The following is a 19,348-nucleotide window of genomic DNA, read 5'->3' as shown; positions in this document are numbered from 1 at the left end:
TTGCGTCCCCTGTCGCCATCCGTCACGGACCATAGATGACCCCGATCGCGTTGAGATAGACGCCGCTCGCGCCGGTGAAGCCGTAAATCTTGTTGCCCGCGGGCACCGTATAGTTAAACGGTTTGCTGGTCGTCTGCCCCAGATTCTGTCCATATGGCCCGTAAGCTTTGCCGGTATTGCTGATGAAAGAGATTTGCGAAATGGTTGAATCGCCCGCGATACCGGAAATCCCCACCAAATACTGACCCGCTGGCAAAGCGAAGCTCGCAGCCGTCCCCCCCGTGCCGCCATGCGCCGCCAACGCACCCGCGCTGGTCACGCCTTGAATGTTGTCCAGCCACCAACCGCTATTCAGCTTGACGCCGGTGAGCGGCGCTCCCGCTTTGGCGACGTCGGTGAACGCAGTGCCAGCGGAGGGCGTACCGAAGATGGGGCTCGTGTTATAGGAGCCGGGCGCAACCGGAGCGGCAGACTCCTCCGAGCCGATTTGCAAAACATAGGCCGAAACAGACGCCAGGTCCGCGGCGCTCAGGCTCAGACTGGTGTGTGCCGTAATCGCCGCGCCAATGGTCGGTGCCGAGCCGTCATGCAGATACGGTGCGCTCAGCCATACGTCGCGCAGCGTCGGTGTGTCGAAACCGGGAAGCGCTCCTCCCAGGCGATTGCCGCTACCGGCGTAAAGCGTGCCGATGTTGTGCAGATCCGCTGTGGAAGTGCCGGCAAATGTGTAGCTATCCGTAAAGTTGACACCGCCATGGCAACTGGAGCACTGTGCGGCAAATACCGCTTTGCCAGCCACGGCAGCGCTTGTCAGGCTGCCGTCCGCGTTGCGGTAGGGGCTCGGACTAAAGACGTTGAACGATGTGACGTAAGCCGCCAATGCGTCCAGGTCCGCACTGACGCCGGCCTTCGGGTCACCCAACGGCTGGTTGCGGGTGCCTGTATTGAATTGCTGATCGGTCATCAAGCCCGTGCCTTGGGCAAAGGAACGTATTTGTCCTTCGAAGTCCTGAATTTCGTCAAAATTGGCGCTCCAGTGCTTGTTGCCATGACCACCCGCGCGTCCGCGCAGCATGATGGTGTTACGCAAGCCCTCGCCCAGACTCGTGAAATCCCACACGCGCCCGTCCTGTCCCCCTTCGTTGTGACAAGACGCACAGCTCATCCAACGGTCGCGTGCGAGGCGGGTATCTTGCGCGTCGTAGAAATACTGCTTCCCCTCCAGGACGTTGGCGGGCAGTTTCTCCGTGCCAATGGTAGTCATTGTCGCAAGCTGAGGCAGCCCCAGCGAACCGTACTTCAGCAGAAGGCTCAGATCATAGACGCCCACCGTGCGATCCATGAAGTTGTACACATAAAGCTTCGTGCCATCGGACGACAGGCTCAACCCATCAGGAGCGCGACCCGCTGCGACACGCAAGATTTCTCGTTTGCCCGCGACGTCGAGCACAGCAATTTCACGTGAAGTTTCGAGCGCGACGAACAGATATGCGCCACTGGGATGATAGACGGCGGCAGTCGCAAAGCCACTGTTGACGTGGAACACGCGGCCGGCAAGATCCTCCGTATTGGCGCTCAGATCCAGGTGCGATGTCACCGCCCTCACGGTCGTCTGGAAATCCAGCGGATTGCCGTCGCGGTAACTGCCGCGTTGAATGTTGTCCTGCTTGGACGGCACCCATGCATTGGCGCCGTCGGGCGAAATAGCGAGAGCACCCAGATAATTGGGCACGCCGCGCCCCGATACAACCGTATCGGGCAACGGGCTGAACTTGAGCACCATCTGGCGCACCTGCGCCAGATTCGTCGGACTCAGTTCGGTCACCGTGCCGCCTGTCGCCACGCCATTGACGCTCGTTTGCACCGACTTGGTGTTCTCGCCCGGCTGCGGCGCCGTGATGAAGCGGCTGGCAAACAGACGCTTGCCGTCGGCGCTCAACGCGAGATGACGGACACCGGGAACGGCCGCGCTCGCGGTTTGCGTCCAACTGGTGTCGAACTTGAGGACCTGCCCCGTGGCCTCGAGACTCACATATGCGCTGCCGTCAGGACCGATCAGCACGCCGTAGGGCTGCGTCGCACGCGGCATCGCGACAGTTTTGACCACGCTCAGGCTGGCGGTGCTCAACACGCTCAGCGTGGCGGACTCCTTGTTGGTCACGACTGCCGTTGCGCCATTGATGGCGACCGTGCGCGGCTCGTTGCCCACGGGAATTTCGGCGACCATGGTATTGCTTGCGGTATCGATGACCGACACGCTGCCGTTGTCGGAATTGACAACCCAAAGCCGATCGCTCGCACTGCTACGTTTCTCGACCGCGATGCTGGATGAACTTTGCGCGCTGCCGCCTGTAGCGGCGCTGGCCGTAACCGCTTGCACGAAGGTGCGCGTGACAGAAACACCTGTTGAATTTTGCGCCGTGACAGTGACGGTATAGACACCCGGGCTGGCATAGGTATAGCTGGCTGTGTTGGCCGAACTGAGGGCCGTCGTCGGGCTGCCATCGCCGAAATTCCACGTGTACTGGAACGTGCCGGTGCCGGCATCTACCGAGTAATTGACGGCCGCCCCACTGACGGCAGGCGGTGCGCTAACAGGCTGAATGACAGGGATCGGCGGTTGAATGACCCAGGTAAAGCTGGTGCTGGCGCTGCCCCCATTCCCGTCGCTGACGCTCGCGTTCACGGGGTAGCTGCCCGCCGCGGTCGGGAAGCCGGCGATAACGCCCGTGGACGGATTGATCAGCACGCCGGGCGGCAAGCCGGTGGCGGAATACGTCAACGTATTCGAGCCTGGCTCGCTGGCCGACAGCGCAAGTGAGGTCTGCACGCCAACATAGGAAGTGGGCGCAGTGGGCGTCGCGATAACGGGCATGACGGGCGCTGTCACGACCGGGCTATAAAGCACGCCGAGTGCGTTCAGGTACTGGCCCGCACTGCCGGTGAAGCCGACAATCTGCGTGCCCTGAGGGACGGTGTAGTCGAACGGCGTATTGTGGGTTTGCCCCTGATCGGAACCATACGAGCCGAAAGTCTGCCCTGTGTTGGTGACGAAACTGATCTGCGCAATCGCCGAATCGCCCGCGATGCCGAAGATACGAACCAGATATTGCCCTGCGGGCACCGTGAACGCCGCGGCATTGCCTCCCGACCCGCCGTGCAACGCGAGCGGGCCAGATGCGTTCACGCCCTGGATGCTATCCAGCCACCATCCGGCATGCAGATTCACGGCGGTCAGCGGTCCTGCGACGGCATCGGTAAAAGCCGTACCTGCAGCGGGAGACCCGTACACCTGCCCGACGCCGCGCGAAGGAGCCGTAGCGCCGACGTCCCATTCCAGATAGGAGCTGACACGACTGCTGCCGTTGGCGACCGTCACGGTGGGATAAAAGGTTCCCTGGGTTGTCGGAGTGCCGGTGATCACGCCCGTGGACGCATTGATGCTCAAACCCGGAGGCAGACCCGCGGCGCTGAAGGAAATCGCCGCACCGCCGTTCGCACCTGCCTGAAGCGCGACTGATACAGCGGTCCCCACGTAACTGGTCTGCGTGTCTGGAGGCGTAAGCACGGGGGCGCCGTTGCCGCCAACCGTGATCATTTTCGCAATCGACGGCGTGCCGTTGCTGTTCATGCCGAAGAGCATGTATACGCCAGGCACTGCCCATCCGGGATTGCTGGGGACGTTGAGCTGATAGCTGTTCGCACCGCTACTGCTGAAAGTAAGCGATAAGCGGCGCTGGTCGTTGTTCACCGTATGCGTGGTCGACGCGACCCTTACCAGCGAAAACGCGGTGACCGTCGAATCCGTCGTCACATTGATGACGCTGCCGTAGCTCGCGTAGCTCGGCGCGCTCGTGATCGCGGGCCGCACTGCAGGCGTGCCATCCGAGTTGAGCAGATAGTTCGGCGTGAGGATCTGCAAATCAGGGTGATTCGCGGCACACCCCGCGCCGCACAATCCGCCACCGGCCGCCAGCACGCGACCGTCGGCCAGCAGTACGGCGACACTGTGATAGTCCCGCGGAACGGCCATTGCCGGCATCAAAGTAAAGGTTTCGGTGACGGGATCGAAAATCTCCGGCTGCATCACCGCGTTGCTGTCCGTAAACTGACCGCCCACGGTCATCCCGCCAATGATGACCACCTGCCCGTTCGGCAGGACTACGGAATTGTGGTATGAACGCGTGAAGTTCATCGGGTTGATCTTGCGCACATTGACGCCGGTGTTCAGATCAATCACGTATGCGGCGCTGCTCGACGGTGCATTGACGTTTTGCGGCGACCCGCCCTCTTTCAGTACCTTGCCCGTGTCATACATGACGGTATTGCCGTGAAAGGCGAATACGTCGTCGCCACGGACCCCTGCGCTCGTCACGCTGCCGCTGCCTTGCGTGCTGATCCAGTGCATTTGCTCGCCCGCGCCGGCATGGAAGACCTTGCCGTTGCCGGCAGGAATCAGCCACAAGTGGCTGTCCGCCACATAGAGGTCGGGAGAACTTTGTCCCGGCTCCAGAAAAGGCGAAACAGGCACGCCACTCAGCAGACTCCAGTTGCCGGTCGAGGGCGACCAGATTTCGGCATTCTTGTCGGCCGATCCTCCCAGCCAGGAGCCACCCAAGGTCAGCACCGAACCATTCGCGAGCACCGTGTTCGCATTGTAGGCACGGGGAATGTTCAGTAGACCAGACGATGTCCAGGTGTTGGATGCGGGGTCATAAATGCTGGTCTTGGCATCGTCTCCACCGCCTGCAATCAGCAGGCGGCCATCCATCAAGTTACTGGTGCCCGAGCAGAACATCTCATGTCCCGTATTGCTTACCAGCACGTCTGTGGCTGCATTGGTGTTCGGGTCATATAAAGTCGAATAGGTCTGAGCGCCTCCCGCACCGGACTGATTCATCGTAAAGCTGAATTGAGAGTCTGCCGCAAACAGCAAAACCTTGCCGTTGGGCAAAGGCGACGCGAGGGAAGGAACGAGAGACAGTGTGGTGACGTTCGACCATTGCGCCTTCGCTGGCGTGGCGATTGTCATGAGATGACTTCTCTGCTGCGCCAGATTCGCAGCGAAATCACCGCTATTCGAATCACTCCCTGATTCACCGCCGCTACACGCACAAAGAACCGCAGTCAGAACCAACGCAAATGCAGCCGATAACCTGTTCATTAATTTTTATTCCGAATTTTATATGCGTCGGCTAGATGTCGCAAACCGGATATTGATTCACGACGGAACGCGCACGGCACTTCGATATACCGAAGTGCCTTGGTAGGGTCGCGAACCATGTTAAAAGCGTTAACGAAATTAACTGAATGAATTATCTTTTTCTGTGCCACAGGCTACACAACGTCATTGCCACGATTGCACCGCGCTCGGCTACGATGACGTCATGAAGAAGATGAAATCGGCTTGTCGGTCACCGGCTTCCCAAGGTCGACCATCACTCCCGCCGGTCTCTGTCACGGTGATGCTGCTGTGCAGACCGTGCGTGCGTCGGGAATGGATTTCATCGGCTTGAAATCACTGAGCGGCACGCGCGTCTAATTGAACAGCCGCACTCCAGGCGATCTTGAAGCGAAGTGCTCACTTGTCTACCCTACCCGTTTCGCTGCGTAGACATATGTAGACGTCACGCCGACGCGATCATCTGCGGCACCGGCTTCCAGGTCAACGACGTCGGCGCACCGTTCGACGTGACCGGCCACGACGGCGCGGACCTCGCTGCAATGTGGCAGCGCGATGGCGCAGAGGCCTATCTGGGCACCAGCATCGCGAACTTCCCGAACTTCTTCAAACGCTGTCGAAGGGCTTGCCGGTCGCGAGCGTGCCGGTTGGTGGCTGCGAGCCGCGCATCGGCCCGTGCCCGGTTTCGCGCTCAACCGCCCCCCAAAAGACGCAGCAATGCCCACAGAAACTTGAACAGCATCACGAGCAGTTCCCACAGGTGATAGAGCTGTTGCCAGCCCGAAACGCGCACGAGGGAATCGATCATGGTTGCCGGTAAAGAGGGGAAAGGCTGCGGGAAGGATAGTGAATTACCGTTCGACCGCACATCATAACGACTGCGGGATACTCCGTATGAAGTTGATTGAAAGTCTGCCGTAAACGCATCGGAAAGATACCGCGTTCGCGCCCGGTGACGGCGCCCATCTCGCGTCACCCGCGCCATCGAGCGATTGAGAGGCAGGGGATCGGAGTAAGTGCCAGGGGCTGGAGTAAGAGCTAAACCGCTAAATCTGGTCGACCGCTGAGGGACTGGAGTAAGCGCTGAAGCGCTAACTCTGGTCGACAGGAGACAAACATGAAGCGTTTCAGCTTTCGCAAAGCAACCCGCCCGCACACGGTCGTCGGCAACATCGCCGCGCAAGCCGGCAAACTGGGCATCGAGATCTGCGACGTAGCAGGCCACGTCGATGAAGTCGCCGCACGCGTGCAACACCAGGCGCAAGTCTGCCAGGCACTGCGCGAATCCGCCGCGCAAACCCTCGCGGGCAATCATCGCATCGCCGCAGCCGCCCGCGATATGCGCAGCGTGTCGGCCGAAGCCGCAAGCGGCGTGCAGGCGTCGCAGCAGACGCTCGAAGCATCTCTCGCCGACATTCACGGACTGGTCGAAGGCGTGACAGTGATCGAAAGCCAGATCGGCGCGCTACGCAGCGCGTTGGCACACGTGAGCCGAGTCTCCGAAGAGATCTCGCTGATCGCCCGCCAGACCCATCTGCTGGCGCTGAACGCGGCAATCGAAGCGGCCCGCGCCGGCGATTCCGGCCGAAGCTTCGCGGTGGTGGCCGCCGAGGTCAAGAACCTGTCGGCGAAAACCGCGCAAGCCACCAGCCAGATCGAGACGACGCTCGCGCAACTCACGCAGCAAACCGAGCAGTTGATCAACGAAGGCTCGGTGAACACCGCGCGAGCGCACCGGGTGCGCGAAAGCACGCGCAAGATCGGCGACGTGGTGCAGGCAACGGGCAATGCGATCGCGCATCTGAACAGCGAGGCCGGGCAAATCGCGACGCTGACCGGCGAAATCGAAACGCAATGCGACGGGCTCGAGGCACAGGTGCTGGAAATGGCGAGCGGCGTCGAGGATTCGAGCGAAAACTTCGTGCAGGCAAAGGACCGTCTGGGCCATCTGCTCGGCGTGTCCGAAACACTGATCGAGCTGACCACCGCGACCGGCGTCGAGACCGCGGACACCCGCTTCATCGAGGCGGCGCAGCAGGCCGCCGCAGCCGTGAGCAAGCTGTTCGAAGCGGCCGTGGCACGCGGCGAGGTGTCGCTCGACGATCTGTTCGACCAACAGTACGTGCCTGTCGCGGGCAGCAATCCGCCTCAGTTTCTGACGCGCTTTACCGCCTTCACCGATCGGGTCTTGCCGGCCATCCAGGAGCCGCTGCTCGAGCTCGATCCACGCGTTGCGTTCTGCGCCGCGATCGACGTGCGCGGCTATCTGCCGACCCACAACCGCAAGTTTTCATTGCCGCCGCGCGACGACGTCGTCTGGAACATGGCGAACTGCCGCAACCGGCGCATGTTCGACGATCGCACCGGCATCGCGGCCGCATCGCATACCAGGCAGTTCCTGCTGCAGACCTATCGCCGCGATATGGGCGGCGGCCAGTTCGTGCTGATGAAGGACGCGTCGGCACCGGTGTTCGTGGCCGGGCGTCATTGGGGTGGCTTTCGGATCGGCTACAAGGTCTGAGCGCGGCACGCACGCATGCGCGCTGTGGATGCACGTGCGCCACACAGGCGCAACACAGGCGCCATACAGGCTCAACACATGCGCCATGCAGGCGCCGCGCGAGCGCATCGCACGCTAGACCGCCATCATCACCCGCTTGCGCTCCGCCCGCTGCATGAAGTAGTTGGCCGCCACCACGCCGACCGTCACGACCGCGATGAACAGCGTGGCGAGCGCATTCATTTCCGGATTCAACCCGAGCCGCACGCGCGAGAACACCACCAGCGGCAGCGTCGTCGAACCGGGACCGGACAGGAACGCCGACAGCACCAGATCGTCGATCGACAGCGTGAACGACAGCAGCCAGCCCGACACGAGCGCCTGCGAGATGAGCGGCAACGTAATGAAGAAGAACACGCGCAGCGGCGTCGCGCCGAGATCGAGCGCCGCTTCTTCCAGCGACGGATGCAACTCCCTCACACGCGATTGCACGATGATCGCGACATACGAAATGCACAGCATCACGTGGCCGATCCAGATCGTGAAAATGCCGCGCCCGGCCGGCCAGCCGAGCCACTTGGCCATTTCGATGAACAGGAGCAGCAGCGAGATTCCCTGGATCACCTCGGGAATCACCAGCGGCGCGTTGATCATGCCGGTATATAGCGTGAAACCGCGAAACCGGCCCATCCGTGCGAGCACGAAACCGGCCCACGTGCCGATCACCACCGACGCGAAAGCCGTCAGCAACCCTATGCGCAACGACAACCACGCGGCCGCGATCAGTTCGTCGTCCTGCAGCAACGCCGCGTACCAGCGCGTCGAAAAACGCGTCCACACCGTGACCAGTTGCGATTCGTTGAACGAATACACCACCAGACTGGCGATCGGTATATACAGAAACAGAAACCCGATCGCGAGCGCGATACACTGCAAAATCCGGTTGGGCTTCATCAGGGCCTTTCCTCCATCGCCTTGGCCTGCGCATGCTGGAAAAGCGCCATCGGCACCAGCAACAGCAACACCATTGCGCACGTCACCGCGGAAGCCATCGGCCAGTCGGCATTGTCGAAGAACTCATTCCACATCACGCGGCCGATCATCAGCGTGTTCGCGCCACCCAGCAATTCGGGGATTACGTACTCGCCCACCGCCGGAATGAACACCAGCAGACAGCCGGCGATGATGCCGTTCTTCGACAGCGGCAACGTGATCTGCCAGAACGCTTTCCACGGTTTCGCGCCGAGGTCGTACGCGGCTTCGAGCAAGGTCAGGTCCATCTTCACGAGATGGGCGTACAGCGGCATCACGAGAAACGGCAGGTATGAATACACCATGCCGATATAGACCGCGGTGTTGGTGTGATACAGCTCGATCGGCGAATGGATCAGGCCGATCGACATCAGGAAGTTGTTCAGCAAGCCGTTGTTCTTCAGGATGCCGATCCACGCGTAGACGCGAATCAGGAACGACGTCCAGAACGGCAGCATCACGGCCATCATCAACAGATTGCGGCTCGCCGGATTGGATCGCGCGATGTAGTAGGCCATCGGATAACCGATCAGCAGACACAGCAGCGTCGAGATCGCGGCAACCACCAGCGAATTCACATAGGTCGCGAAATAGAGGCTGTCGGTCAGCAGAAATGCGTAATGCGACAGGTCGAGCGTGATGTGAATCGCGTTTTCCGCGAGCGTGACGAGCCGCGTGTACGGCGGAATGCCGAGCTGCGAATCGGCGAAGCTGATCTTCACGACCAGCAGGAACGGCGCGAGGAAAAACAGCAGCAGCCAGATGAACGGCCCCGCGACCACCGCGCTGCGGCCAGTCAGACTGAAGCGCCGCACCGGCCAGCCGATCAGGGCAGTGAACGTGCGCTTCATGACGTCAACACCACGCCGGCCGAGGCGCTCCAGCGCACGTACACTTCGTCGCCCCACGTGGGCGGATCGATCTCGGTCAACGCGAGACTCGTCACGTTCGCGATCACCGTTTTGCCGGCTTCGAGCTTCACGTGATACAGCGAATAGCCACCCATGTAGGCGATATTCGTGACGACGCCCTTGCCCCAGTTGTACGCGCCTTCCGGCGGTTTGCGCGTGAGCGCGATGCGCTCGGGCCGCACCGAGATGGTCACCGGCATGCCGAGCGGACCGGTGATGCCATGGCTCACGTACAGGCGGCAAGGCAGATCGGGCGTTTCGATGAACACGTAGTCGGGTTCGTCTTCGACCGTATGGCCTTCGAACAGATTGGTCGAGCCGATGAACTCCGCCGAAAAGCGGCTGTTCGGATACTCGTAGACTTCATTCGGCGTGCCGATCTGGACGATCTCGCCTTCGCTCATCACGGCAAGGCGGTCGGCCATCGTCATCGCCTCTTCCTGATCGTGCGTGACCATCACGCAGGTCACGCCGACCTTGTCGAGGATGTTGAGCAGCTCGATCTGGGTGCGCTGACGGATCTGCTTGTCGAGCGCGGACATCGGTTCGTCGAGCAGCAGTAGCTTGGGCCGCTTGACCAGCGAACGCGCCAGCGCCACGCGCTGCTGCTGCCCGCCCGACAGCTGATGCGGCTTGCGCTTCGCGAAGCGGCCCATCTGCACGAGTTCGAGCGCGGTCTGCACGCGCTCGTTCAGTTCGGCCTTCGGCACGCCCTCCTGCTTCAGACCGAAGGCGACGTTCGCCTCGACCGTCATGTGCGGAAACAGCGCGTACGACTGGAACATCATGTTGACCGGCCGGCGGTACGGCGGCAATTGCGCGAGGTCCTCGCCGTCGATCAGGATGCGGCCCGAGGTCACGGTCTCGAGGCCGGCCATCATGCGCAACAACGTCGACTTGCCGCAGCCGGAACTACCGAGCAGCGCGAACAGCTCGCCCTTCTTCACCGACAGGTTGACTCCTTTGACCGCCACGGTCTCGCCGAACTTCTTCACGACGTCGACGATCTGGACGAAATGGTCCGCTGCGTCATCCGTAACGGCGGCAAGGCCCGCGTGCGGCGCGCCTGTCGCCGCCAGTGCGCCCGACTGGTCACTACTGATCATAATGCTGCTTCACTCCAGCGTTTGACGAACAAAGCCCCCGGTAAACACCGGGGGCTTCATGATGATACCGACCCTTCCTTCTTGCCGCGGGTCAGCGGCCGGACTTGAACTCAGTCCACAGCCGCGTTTGCAGCCGCTGGATTTCCTGCGGCAGCGGCTTGAGCAGGAACAGCGTCTTGATGACCTCTGGCGGCGGGTACACGGCCGGATCGTTCGCCACGTCCTTGTCCACGTACTTGCGCGCTTCGACGTTGGTGCTCGGGTAGTAGACGGCGTTGGTGATCGCGGCGTGCACCTGCGGCGTTTCGATGTAGTTGATCCACTCGAGCGCCGCTTCCTTGTGCCTGGCGTCCTTCGGAATCGCCATCACGTCGAACCAGACCGGTGCGCCGCCCTTCGGAATGAAGTACTCGATCTTGTACGGCTTCTTCGCTTCGATCGCGCGATGCTTGGCGATCACGACGTCGCCCGACCAGCCGTAAGCGAAGCACACGTCGCCGCCGACCAGGTCGTTGATATAGCCCGACGAGTTGAACTGCGTGATGTACGGGCGGATCTTTTTCATCATCTCGAGCGCGGCGCGGTAGTCGGCCGGGTTCGTGCTCATCGGATCCTTGCCCATGTAGTGCAGCGCGGCGGCGAACATCTGGTCCGGCGCGTCGAGCACGGACACGCCGCAGGCTTTCAGCTTCGAAATATTTTCTGGCTTGAACAGGATGTCCCAGCTATCGAGCGGCGCGTTCTTGCCGAGGATCTGCTGGACCTTGGTGACGTTGTACCCGAGGCCGGTCGTGCCGTACGCCCAGGGCACCGTGTACTTGTTGCCCGGATCGGCACCGGCCACCAGCGCCGTCAGCGACGGGTCGAGGTACTTCAGGTTCGGCAGCTTCGACTTGTCGAGCGGCTCGAAGATGCCCGCGGCGATCTGCTTGCCGGCGTAGTTGCTGGTCGGCACGACGATGTCGTAACCGGAGTTGCCGGTGAGCAGCTTCGCCTGCAGCGTGTCGTCGCTGTCGTAGTTGTCGTATTTGACCTGGACGCCGCTTTGCTTCGTGAAGTTCGGGATGGTGTCCTTGGCGATGTAATCGGACCAGTTATACACATTCAGCTGCGTATCCTTCGCAGCGGCCGTCAACCACGGCGTCGCGCACAGGATCAGCGCCGCCATTTGTCCCACTATCCGTTTTTTCATCCCGTTCTCCGCTCGTAACCGGCTCGCGCCGACCGTCGTCACTGACGCCGCAGCTTCGCGCCCACGGCTCCCCTGAAAACCCCGAAAACTACCATTAATTATTGCGCGCTCCAAAAAAAATGCCGGGTTGTCGCGCAAACGGTACAGCGCGGGCCGCACCATTGGAAAATGGGCGCAATTTTAGCGGGTTATCGGCGCATGTCTACCTGAAAAAAACCCCGGCGGCGACCGTGTCGTCGTCAGGCTGTCAAGTCGACGCGGTACTGGCGCATTTCGCCAGTATGCGGGTGGCGGCGGCAGGCCTGTTTCGCCGGCTTTCATGCGAGTCGGAGCGCGGCGCGAGGTGCAACGCGGTTGGCGGCGGCAGGCCCGTTTCGTCGGCTTTCATGCGAATCGGCGCGCGGCGCGAGGTGTACCCCGCGAGCGCGCGAGCCGGCCGGCGGCTGACGGTGCACAATAGCCGCTGGATAGCTGCTGTTGGATAGCTGCTGGATAGCTGCTGGCGCACCGACGCACGGCGCGGCGCTCGTCGCGCGCCGCCTGCGGGCCAACGCGCGGCCCGCTGTATGCACAGCGGGCACGTGGCTTGCGAAACGATGCAGTCTTCGACCTCGGGCACCGATGAACACCAATCCATTCGCGCTGCGACCGAATCGCCGCCGGCGCTTGCCGGGCAGCGGGCCGGCAGGTCCGCCGCACTGGTTTTCGTTGCTCGGCGCGGGCGCGCTGATCGCAGTCGGCTATATCGACCCGGGCAACTGGGCGACCGCGCTCGGCGCCGGGGCGGGCTACGGCTATCGCCTGCTCGGCATCGTGCTGCTGTCGAGCCTGATGGCGATGCTGCTGCAATGGCTGTCGTCGCGGCTGGGCGTGGTGACCGGGCGCGATCTGGCGCAGATCTGTCGTGAGCGCACCGGCCGGCGTGGCACGCTCTTCCTGTGGCTGACCAGCGAAGTCGCGATCATCGCCTGCGACGTCGCCGAGGTGGTCGGCAGCGCGGTCGCGTTGCAACTGCTGCTCGGCGTGTCGTTGACGGTCGGCGTGCTGATGTCGGCGGTGTGCACCTTCGCGCTGCTCGCGCTTCAGCAGAAAGGCGGCCGCAAGCTCGAAGCGGTGGTCGCGGGGCTGATCGGCTTCGTCGGCCTGTGCTTCGTGGTCCAGCTGGCGCTCGCGCGGCCCGACTGGCACGCCGCGCTGGCCGGCACCGCGCCGAGCGTCGAGCTGCTGAGGAACGCGGGCATGGTGTGGCTGGCGGCGGGCATCGTCGGCGCGACGGTCATGCCGCATAACCTTTACCTGCACTCGTCGCTCGTCAGACAGCACGCGCCCGAACGCAGCGACGCGCAGATCAAGGCCGCGCTACAGGTCGTCAATATCGATACGTTCGCGTCGCTCTCGTTTGCCTTTGTGATCAACGCGGCGCTGCTGATCGTCGCCGCGGCGGTGTTCTATGCCAGCGGCCATCGCGACGTGACCGATCTCGCCGACGCCCACCGCCTGATCGCGCCGCTCGTCGGCACGCACTGGGCCAGCATCCTGTTCGCGGCAGCGCTGCTCGCGTGCGGGCTGAGTGCGACCGTCACCGGTACGCTCGCGGGTCAGGCGGTCATGGAAGGCTTTCTGCAGATCCGGCTGCCACGCTGGAAGCGCGCGCTGCTCACCCGCGCGCTCGCGATCGGACCGGCACTGCTCGCAGTCGCGCTGTTCGGCCAGCACGGCTCGAATCAGTTGCTGGTGGCAAGCCAGGTGGTGCTGAGCCTGCAATTGCCGCTCGCGGTCGTGCCGTTGATTCGCTACGCATCGGACGCCGGCCTGATGCGCGACTGGCGCGTGCGCGGCGTGCCGCTTGCGCTGGCGTGGCTGTCGGCGGCGTTTATCATCGTGCTGAACGGGGCGCTGCTGTGGCAACTGGCGTTCGGTGGGTAGCCCGGCGTGGTGGTCCGCGTGCGCATGAAGCGGTGAAGTGGAAACGGTGAAGCGGAAACGGTGAAGCGGCTCGCCGGCATTCGCCGCACGGGTGGGTGTGAGCCCGGTCCGGTTTGATCGATGTGCAAGGCGCGCGCCGCGCATCGGATAACATAGCGGAACTTCGCTTTTTCGCTCCAGGGTTTCCGATGGCTTCGAATCTCCACGATCTTCCCGATAGTCCGTGCATCGGCGTGTGCTCCACGCTCTTCGACGAAGTGTGCAAAGGCTGCGGCCGCACCGCGACCGAAGTGTCCAACTGGGTGTTCCTGAGCGACGAGGAAAAGCGCGCCGTGTGGCTGCGCATCGAGCAGGAAGGCACCGCGATGCGCTTCCAGAACGACAGGCTCTAGTCTCGCGTCACGCCGTTGTGATCGCGGCATCACGAAGCACGTGAAGCACGTGAAGCACATAACAAAGCGCGTGGCCAAACCGCGTGCCGACCATAAAAGACGCTGGGATGCCCCAGCGTTTTTTATCGCGATTCCAGCAAACGCGGCTCTTCGCGCGCCGAATCAGAACCGCATACCCACACCCACTCCGACGATCACCGGATCGATGCTCAGCCGGCCGAGCGACTGGCCACCAAGCGACGCGTCCGTGTGCATCCAGACCTTCTTGATGTCCGCATTGACGAACAGCGAGCGCGTGACCTGCACGTCCACGCCCGCCTGCAGCGCGGGGCCGAAGCTGTGATTCGAAATCGAGATCGGCTGGCCGCCCGCGTTCAGGCCGTTGTTGTAGAACAGCGTGTAGTTCAGACCCACGCCGAGATACGGCCGGATGCGTCCCGCATGGTTGAAGTGATATTGCAGCAGCAACGTGGGCGGCAGCACGTTTACGCCACCGAGACCGCCGAGACTCGACGTCAACTGATGGCGCGACGTGCCGAGTATCAGCTCGATGCCGAGCTCGTCGCGGATCATGTAGGTCAGATCCAGCTCGGGCACGATCGCGTTGTTGACGCCTACGTTGAGCGCCGACAGCGTCCCGGTGGTCTGCACGTTCGGCATGATGCTGATCGCGCGCAGGCGCACCAGCACATCGCCGGCGTGAATGCCGCTCAGCGTATCGTCGCCGGCGGCCTGTGCCGACGGCGCCAGCACGGCAGCGCATAGCAGGCTCGATGCGATAACAGCGGTCCTGATCCTGCTCCTGTTTTTGTTTCTGTAGGAGTACTTCATGTCCTTCCCTTTGTTTTGTTATCCTCAGGACATTGTCGAAGTTCTCGCCAGGACGCGCGTTGAGCAGCATCAACCCAGCGAGTATGCCCATCGTCCTGCGACAGCGGGTCGCGTCGCGCCCGTCAGCAACAGTTCGAGCAGATCGTGCACGCTGCGAATGGCTGCGCCGAACGGCAACGCTTCGCGGCCACGGAAGAACAGACCGTTGGCCACATCGCCGCGCAAGGCCGCTGCGAGCCGGGTGTCGATGCAGAAGTGGCCGAACTTCTCGATGCCGTCGCGCCAGCCGCATGCGCTGAGGCATTCGAGCGCGGTCGGGCATGCGTGTTTGAGCACGCCGAGCTTCGCGCGGATTTTCGTTTCGTGGCGCAGATAGCGCATCAGCCACGGCGTTTTCACCGCACGCGCAGGCAGTCCCGTCACGCTGACGAACTCGACGATGTCCTCGGGTGTCGCTTCGGCCAGCACGCGCTTGAAGTTCGGATGCGCATCGCCTTCTTCGGTCACGGCGAACGGCGTGCCCAGTTGCACGCCGTTCGCGCCGGCGCTCAGCAGTTCGCGCACCGCATCGTGACTGTTGATGCCGCCCGCCAAGATCACCGGCACATCCTGACGATTCAGGCTGAGCGACGCGAACACCGTCTCGAGTTCTTCGAGGATGCGCAAAAAATCGAAACGCCGATCATGCATGTCGGCGAGGTTGCCGACCCCGAGATGGCCGCCCGCATGGGCCGGATGTTCGATCACGACGGCATCCGGCAAGCGCCCTTTCTTCAGCCACTTCTTCAGCACCAGCGCGACGCCGCGGCTATCGGACAGAATCGGAATCAGCGCGATGTCGTGGCCCTGGGTCATGTCCGGCAGATCGAGTGGCAGGCCCGCGCCCATCACGATCGCGTCGGCGCCGCTCTCGCAGGCCACGCGGACATAGTCGGCTTGCGCGCTGACCGCTTTCATCACGTTGACGGCGAGCATGCCACGGCCTTCGCTGAGCATTCTGGCCAGGTGGATTTCGCGCGCCAGCGCGGTGAGGTTCGCCTGTTCGAGCGTCGCGGTGTCGGGCGACTGGCGGCAGCGCTCGACGAGGTCGTGGTGGTGATGGCGCAGGTCGATACTGGCGATGGTGCCGAGCGCCCCCTCGCGGGCGACGCTGCCGGCCAGCCGATGGGCCGAGACACCGACACCCATGCCGCCTTGCACGATCGGCAGCAACGAGCGGCCGCGGATCACCAGCGGCGGGAAGGAATGAGAGTTGAGCATGACTGGCCCGATGACAAATTATCAAACCATCGATAATCGTTGGTCGGGCGAGGCCTGCTTTGCGGCAGGTCAATGCGCTGATCGATGAACTGGGCGCGCGTATCGTTTGGTTGATGCCGGTCAGCTTGCGCGTCTGCACGCGATGAAAAAAGCCCGCTTCGACGAAGCGGGCCTGGCGGTTCTCTCTGACGCGAATCGCGCGTGCGTCGCGTCGATACGCTTACTGCACGCCCTGGCTCACCAGGAAGTCCTCATAGTTGCCGCCGAAGTCATTCAGCGTGCCATTGGTCTTCACTTCGATGACGCGATTGGCCAGACCGCTCACGAACTCGCGGTCGTGGGACACGAAAATCAGCGTGCCTTCGAACTTGTCGAGCGCGATCTGCAGCGACTCGATCGACTCCATGTCCATGTGATTGGTCGGCTCGTCCATCAGCAGCACGTTGTGGCGGCCCAGCATCAGCTTGCCCCAGATCATGCGGCCCTTCTCGCCGCCGGAGAGCACCTTGACCGACTTGCGGATGTCGTCGGCATTGAACAGCAGGCGGCCGAGCGTGCCACGCACCATCTGCTCGTCGTCGCCTTCCTTGCGGTAGCCGTCGATCCACTCCATCAGCGTGACGTCGCCCGGAAACTCTTCGTACGTGTCCTGCGGCATGTAGCCGATGTTCGCGTTTTCCGCCCACTTCACCGTGCCATGGTCGAGCTGCAGATTGCCGAGCAGCGAGCGCAGCAGCGTGGTCTTGCCCGCGCCGTTCTCGCCGATGATCGCGATCCGCTCGCCCGGCTGCACGCTGATGTTGAAGTCGTTGAAGATCGTGCGATCGTATTTCTTCGAGATGTCTTGCGCGACCACCGCGATGTTGTGCAGCTTCTTCTCGAACTCGAAGCGGATGAACGGGTTCTGCCGCGACGACGGCTTGAATTCCTCGATCTTGATCTTGTCGATCATCTTCAGACGGCTGGTGGCCTGGCGCGCCTTCGACTTGTTCGCCGAGAAGCGGCGCACGAAGTCCTGCAGGTCGGCGACACGTTCCTTCGCCTTCGCGTTGGCGGCCTGCTGACGCTCGCGCGCCTGCGTGCTGGCCAGCATGTAGTCGTCGTAGTTGCCCGGATAGACCTTCAGCGTGCCGTAGTCCATATCGGCCATGTGCGTGCAGACCTGGTTCAGGAAGTGCCGGTCGTGCGAGATGATGATCATCGTCGAGTTGTACTGGTTGAGCACGTCTTCCAGCCAACGGATCGAGTTGATGTCGAGGTTGTTGGTCGGCTCGTCGAGCAGCAGCACGTCCGGCTTCGAGAACAGCGCCTGCGCGAGCAGCACGCGCAGCTTCCAGCCCGGCGCGACGTTGCTCATCGGCCCGTTGTGGTCTTCGATCGCGATGCCGATGCCGAGCAGCAGTTCGCCCGCCCGCGCTTCAGCGGTATAGCCGTCGTACTCGGCGAATTTCGCTTCGAGTTCGGCGGCGTGCATGTAGTCGTCGTCGGAAGCCTCGGGGTTGGCGTAGATCGCGTCGCGCTCGGTCATCGCGGCCCACATTTCGGTGTGGCCCATCATCACGACGTCGAGCACGCGCACATCTTCATACGCGAACTGATCCTGGCGCAGCTTGCCGAGGCGAATGTTCGGCTCGAGCATCACATTGCCCGAGCTCGGCTCCAGGTCGGAACCGAGAATCTTCATGAAGGTGGATTTACCGCAGCCGTTCGCACCGATCAGGCCATAGCGGTTCCCTTCCCCGAATTTGACCGAAATGTTCTCGAAGAGGGGCTTTGGCCCGAATTGCATGGTGATATTGGCGGTAGACAGCACGGCGCGTCCCTTTGAAGGTGATATCGGCGAAAAACCAAACATTTTAGCAGGTTATCGTGATTTCAACCCACGCAGCCTCCGCTCTACCGGCTGCGAACCTCGCGCGGCGTCTGCAAAACGTCGATGAAGGCCGACAGGTCGGCTTCGGCGAGCCCCATCGCCGCGCCCAGCCGCAGCAGTTGCTGCACCGTCGACGACACCGGCATCGGCGTGCCGGTCTCGTAGGCAGTTGCCGCGACCGTATCGATGTCCTTCTGGAACGTGCGCAACGCACCGATCGGCGCGAGGCCGGTCTGCGTCATGCGCGGCACGAAAATCTGCAGCAGCACGGAGTCGGCCCAGCCGCCGGCGAGCCCCTCGGTCAGTTTCGCGGCATCGAGACCGCTGCGCTGAGCAAGACTTACCGCCTCGGCAATCGCCGCCAGCGTCGCGGTGACGATGGTCTGATTGCACAGCTTGGCGGTTTGCCCCGCGCCGACTTCGCCCATGTGCGTGATGCGCGCGGCGTACGCGCCGAGCAACGGCCTGACGGCATCGATGTCGGTTGCTGCACCGCCCGCCATCACCGCCAGCGTGCCGGCGTTCGCGCCGGCTACGCCACCCGACACCGGCGCATCGATCCAGCCCACGCGTGCGGCGCCCCCAGCGGCGCCACCGGCCGCGCTCTCGACGGCTCCGGCCGCCGCGCGCTGCGCGAACGCACGCGTCGCGGCTGGCGCAATGCTCGAGTGATCGACGATCCAGCGCAGCCGGTCCGGCGCTGCCGCAGCGGCCCCCAGCAAACCTGCTGGACCAAATACGGTCTGCTCGACCGCCGCCGCGTCGGCCACGCACAGCAGCACTGCCTCGCAGCGTCCGGCCAGCTCGCGCGGCGTATCGACCACGCTCGCGCCGTCGGCCACCAGCGCCTCGGCCTTGGCCCGCGTCCGATTCCACACATGCACCGTATGCCCGGCGCGCAGCAGATGCCGGATCATCGGCGCGCCCATCAGGCCGGGACCGCAAAAACCAATTTCCACTTTCGAACCTCGTCGGCTATCGGATTGAGTTTCGCGGACATGATAACGGCCGCGCGTCGTCACGGCATACCGGGCACGCGATGTGCGACAGCAGTCGCTGGTGTGATGGGCAGGTGATGGGCAGCTAATGGGCAGCTAATGGGCAGTATCGGCGTGCCCCGTTGCCTATACTCTTTGAACATCA

The 19,348-nt window shown here is 62.7% G+C and carries 12 protein-coding genes and 1 pseudogene; 4 read left to right on the top strand and 9 right to left on the bottom strand.

The window, feature by feature from the left end; translation table 11 throughout:
* Nucleotides 1-22: 22 nt before the first annotated feature.
* On the bottom strand, nucleotides 23-4,954 hold the full coding sequence (locus tag BN2475_RS09520; RefSeq protein WP_159444541.1) for a jacalin-like lectin: 4,932 nt from the start codon (nucleotides 4,952-4,954) through the stop codon (nucleotides 23-25).
* 674 nt (nucleotides 4,955-5,628) lie between these two features.
* Here BN2475_RS09520 and BN2475_RS35425 point away from each other — a divergent pair.
* Together BN2475_RS35425 and BN2475_RS09510 are read left to right on the top strand one after the other, a co-directional pair.
* Nucleotides 5,629-5,790 (top strand): annotated as a pseudogene (locus BN2475_RS35425) (4-hydroxyacetophenone monooxygenase); the annotation flags it as partial.
* A gap of 509 nt (nucleotides 5,791-6,299) precedes the next feature.
* The gene (locus BN2475_RS09510; protein WP_094779281.1) at nucleotides 6,300-7,703 is read left to right on the top strand and encodes a methyl-accepting chemotaxis protein; all 1,404 of its coding nucleotides are present in this window, start codon (nucleotides 6,300-6,302) and stop codon (nucleotides 7,701-7,703) included.
* Nucleotides 7,704-7,817: 114 nt separating this feature from the next.
* On the opposite strand, the gene BN2475_RS09505 is transcribed toward BN2475_RS09510, so the two are convergent.
* The 4 genes from BN2475_RS09505 to BN2475_RS09490 form a co-directional block, all read right to left on the bottom strand.
* Complete coding sequence (locus BN2475_RS09505; protein WP_094779280.1) at nucleotides 7,818-8,636, bottom strand: ABC transporter permease subunit; 819 nt, start codon at nucleotides 8,634-8,636, stop codon at nucleotides 7,818-7,820.
* Nucleotides 8,636-9,565 (bottom strand): ABC transporter permease subunit, encoded by a 930-nt coding sequence (locus BN2475_RS09500; protein ID WP_094779279.1) that lies wholly within the window; start codon nucleotides 9,563-9,565, stop codon nucleotides 8,636-8,638. Before BN2475_RS09500 ends, BN2475_RS09505 begins: the two co-directional genes overlap by 1 nt.
* The gene (locus tag BN2475_RS09495) at nucleotides 9,562-10,731 is read right to left on the bottom strand and encodes an ABC transporter ATP-binding protein (protein WP_162494327.1); all 1,170 of its coding nucleotides are present in this window, start codon (nucleotides 10,729-10,731) and stop codon (nucleotides 9,562-9,564) included. Before BN2475_RS09495 ends, BN2475_RS09500 begins: the two co-directional genes overlap by 4 nt.
* 91 nt (nucleotides 10,732-10,822) lie before the next feature.
* Entirely contained in the window at nucleotides 10,823-11,923 is a 1,101-nt protein-coding gene (locus BN2475_RS09490) for a polyamine ABC transporter substrate-binding protein (protein ID WP_094779278.1), read from the bottom strand.
* Between the two features lie 621 nt (nucleotides 11,924-12,544).
* Here BN2475_RS09490 and BN2475_RS09480 point away from each other — a divergent pair.
* Complete coding sequence (locus BN2475_RS09480; RefSeq protein ID WP_094779276.1) at nucleotides 12,545-13,849, top strand: Nramp family divalent metal transporter; 1,305 nt, start codon at nucleotides 12,545-12,547, stop codon at nucleotides 13,847-13,849.
* A gap of 188 nt (nucleotides 13,850-14,037) precedes the next feature.
* A complete protein-coding gene (locus BN2475_RS09475; protein ID WP_094779467.1) occupies nucleotides 14,038-14,241 on the top strand; it encodes a DUF1289 domain-containing protein in 204 nt (67 codons plus the stop codon).
* Between the two features lie 162 nt (nucleotides 14,242-14,403).
* Here the strand turns inward: BN2475_RS09475 and BN2475_RS09470 are convergent, their stop codons facing one another.
* The 4 genes from BN2475_RS09470 to BN2475_RS09455 form a co-directional block, all read right to left on the bottom strand.
* Nucleotides 14,404-15,072: an OmpW/AlkL family protein gene (locus BN2475_RS09470; protein ID WP_094779275.1), complete on the bottom strand. Its 669-nt coding sequence runs from the start codon at nucleotides 15,070-15,072 to the stop codon at nucleotides 14,404-14,406.
* 69 nt (nucleotides 15,073-15,141) lie between these two features.
* The gene (locus tag BN2475_RS09465) at nucleotides 15,142-16,332 is read right to left on the bottom strand and encodes an NAD(P)H-dependent flavin oxidoreductase (RefSeq protein WP_094779274.1); all 1,191 of its coding nucleotides are present in this window, start codon (nucleotides 16,330-16,332) and stop codon (nucleotides 15,142-15,144) included.
* 220 nt (nucleotides 16,333-16,552) lie between these two features.
* The gene (locus tag BN2475_RS09460; protein ID WP_094779273.1) at nucleotides 16,553-18,145 is read right to left on the bottom strand and encodes an ABC-F family ATPase; all 1,593 of its coding nucleotides are present in this window, start codon (nucleotides 18,143-18,145) and stop codon (nucleotides 16,553-16,555) included.
* Between the two features lie 83 nt (nucleotides 18,146-18,228).
* Nucleotides 18,229-19,164, bottom strand: coding sequence for an NAD(P)-dependent oxidoreductase (locus tag BN2475_RS09455; RefSeq protein ID WP_094779272.1), 936 nt, complete (start codon nucleotides 19,162-19,164; stop codon nucleotides 18,229-18,231).
* Nucleotides 19,165-19,348: the final 184 nt, after the last annotated feature.

The sequence above is a fragment of the Paraburkholderia ribeironis genome, from assembly GCF_900019265.1.
GTDB classification, from domain to species: Bacteria; Pseudomonadota; Gammaproteobacteria; order Burkholderiales; family Burkholderiaceae; genus Paraburkholderia; species Paraburkholderia ribeironis.
Note: the sequence above shows the minus strand (reverse complement) of the source record. Positions and strands in the feature narration are given on the sequence as shown.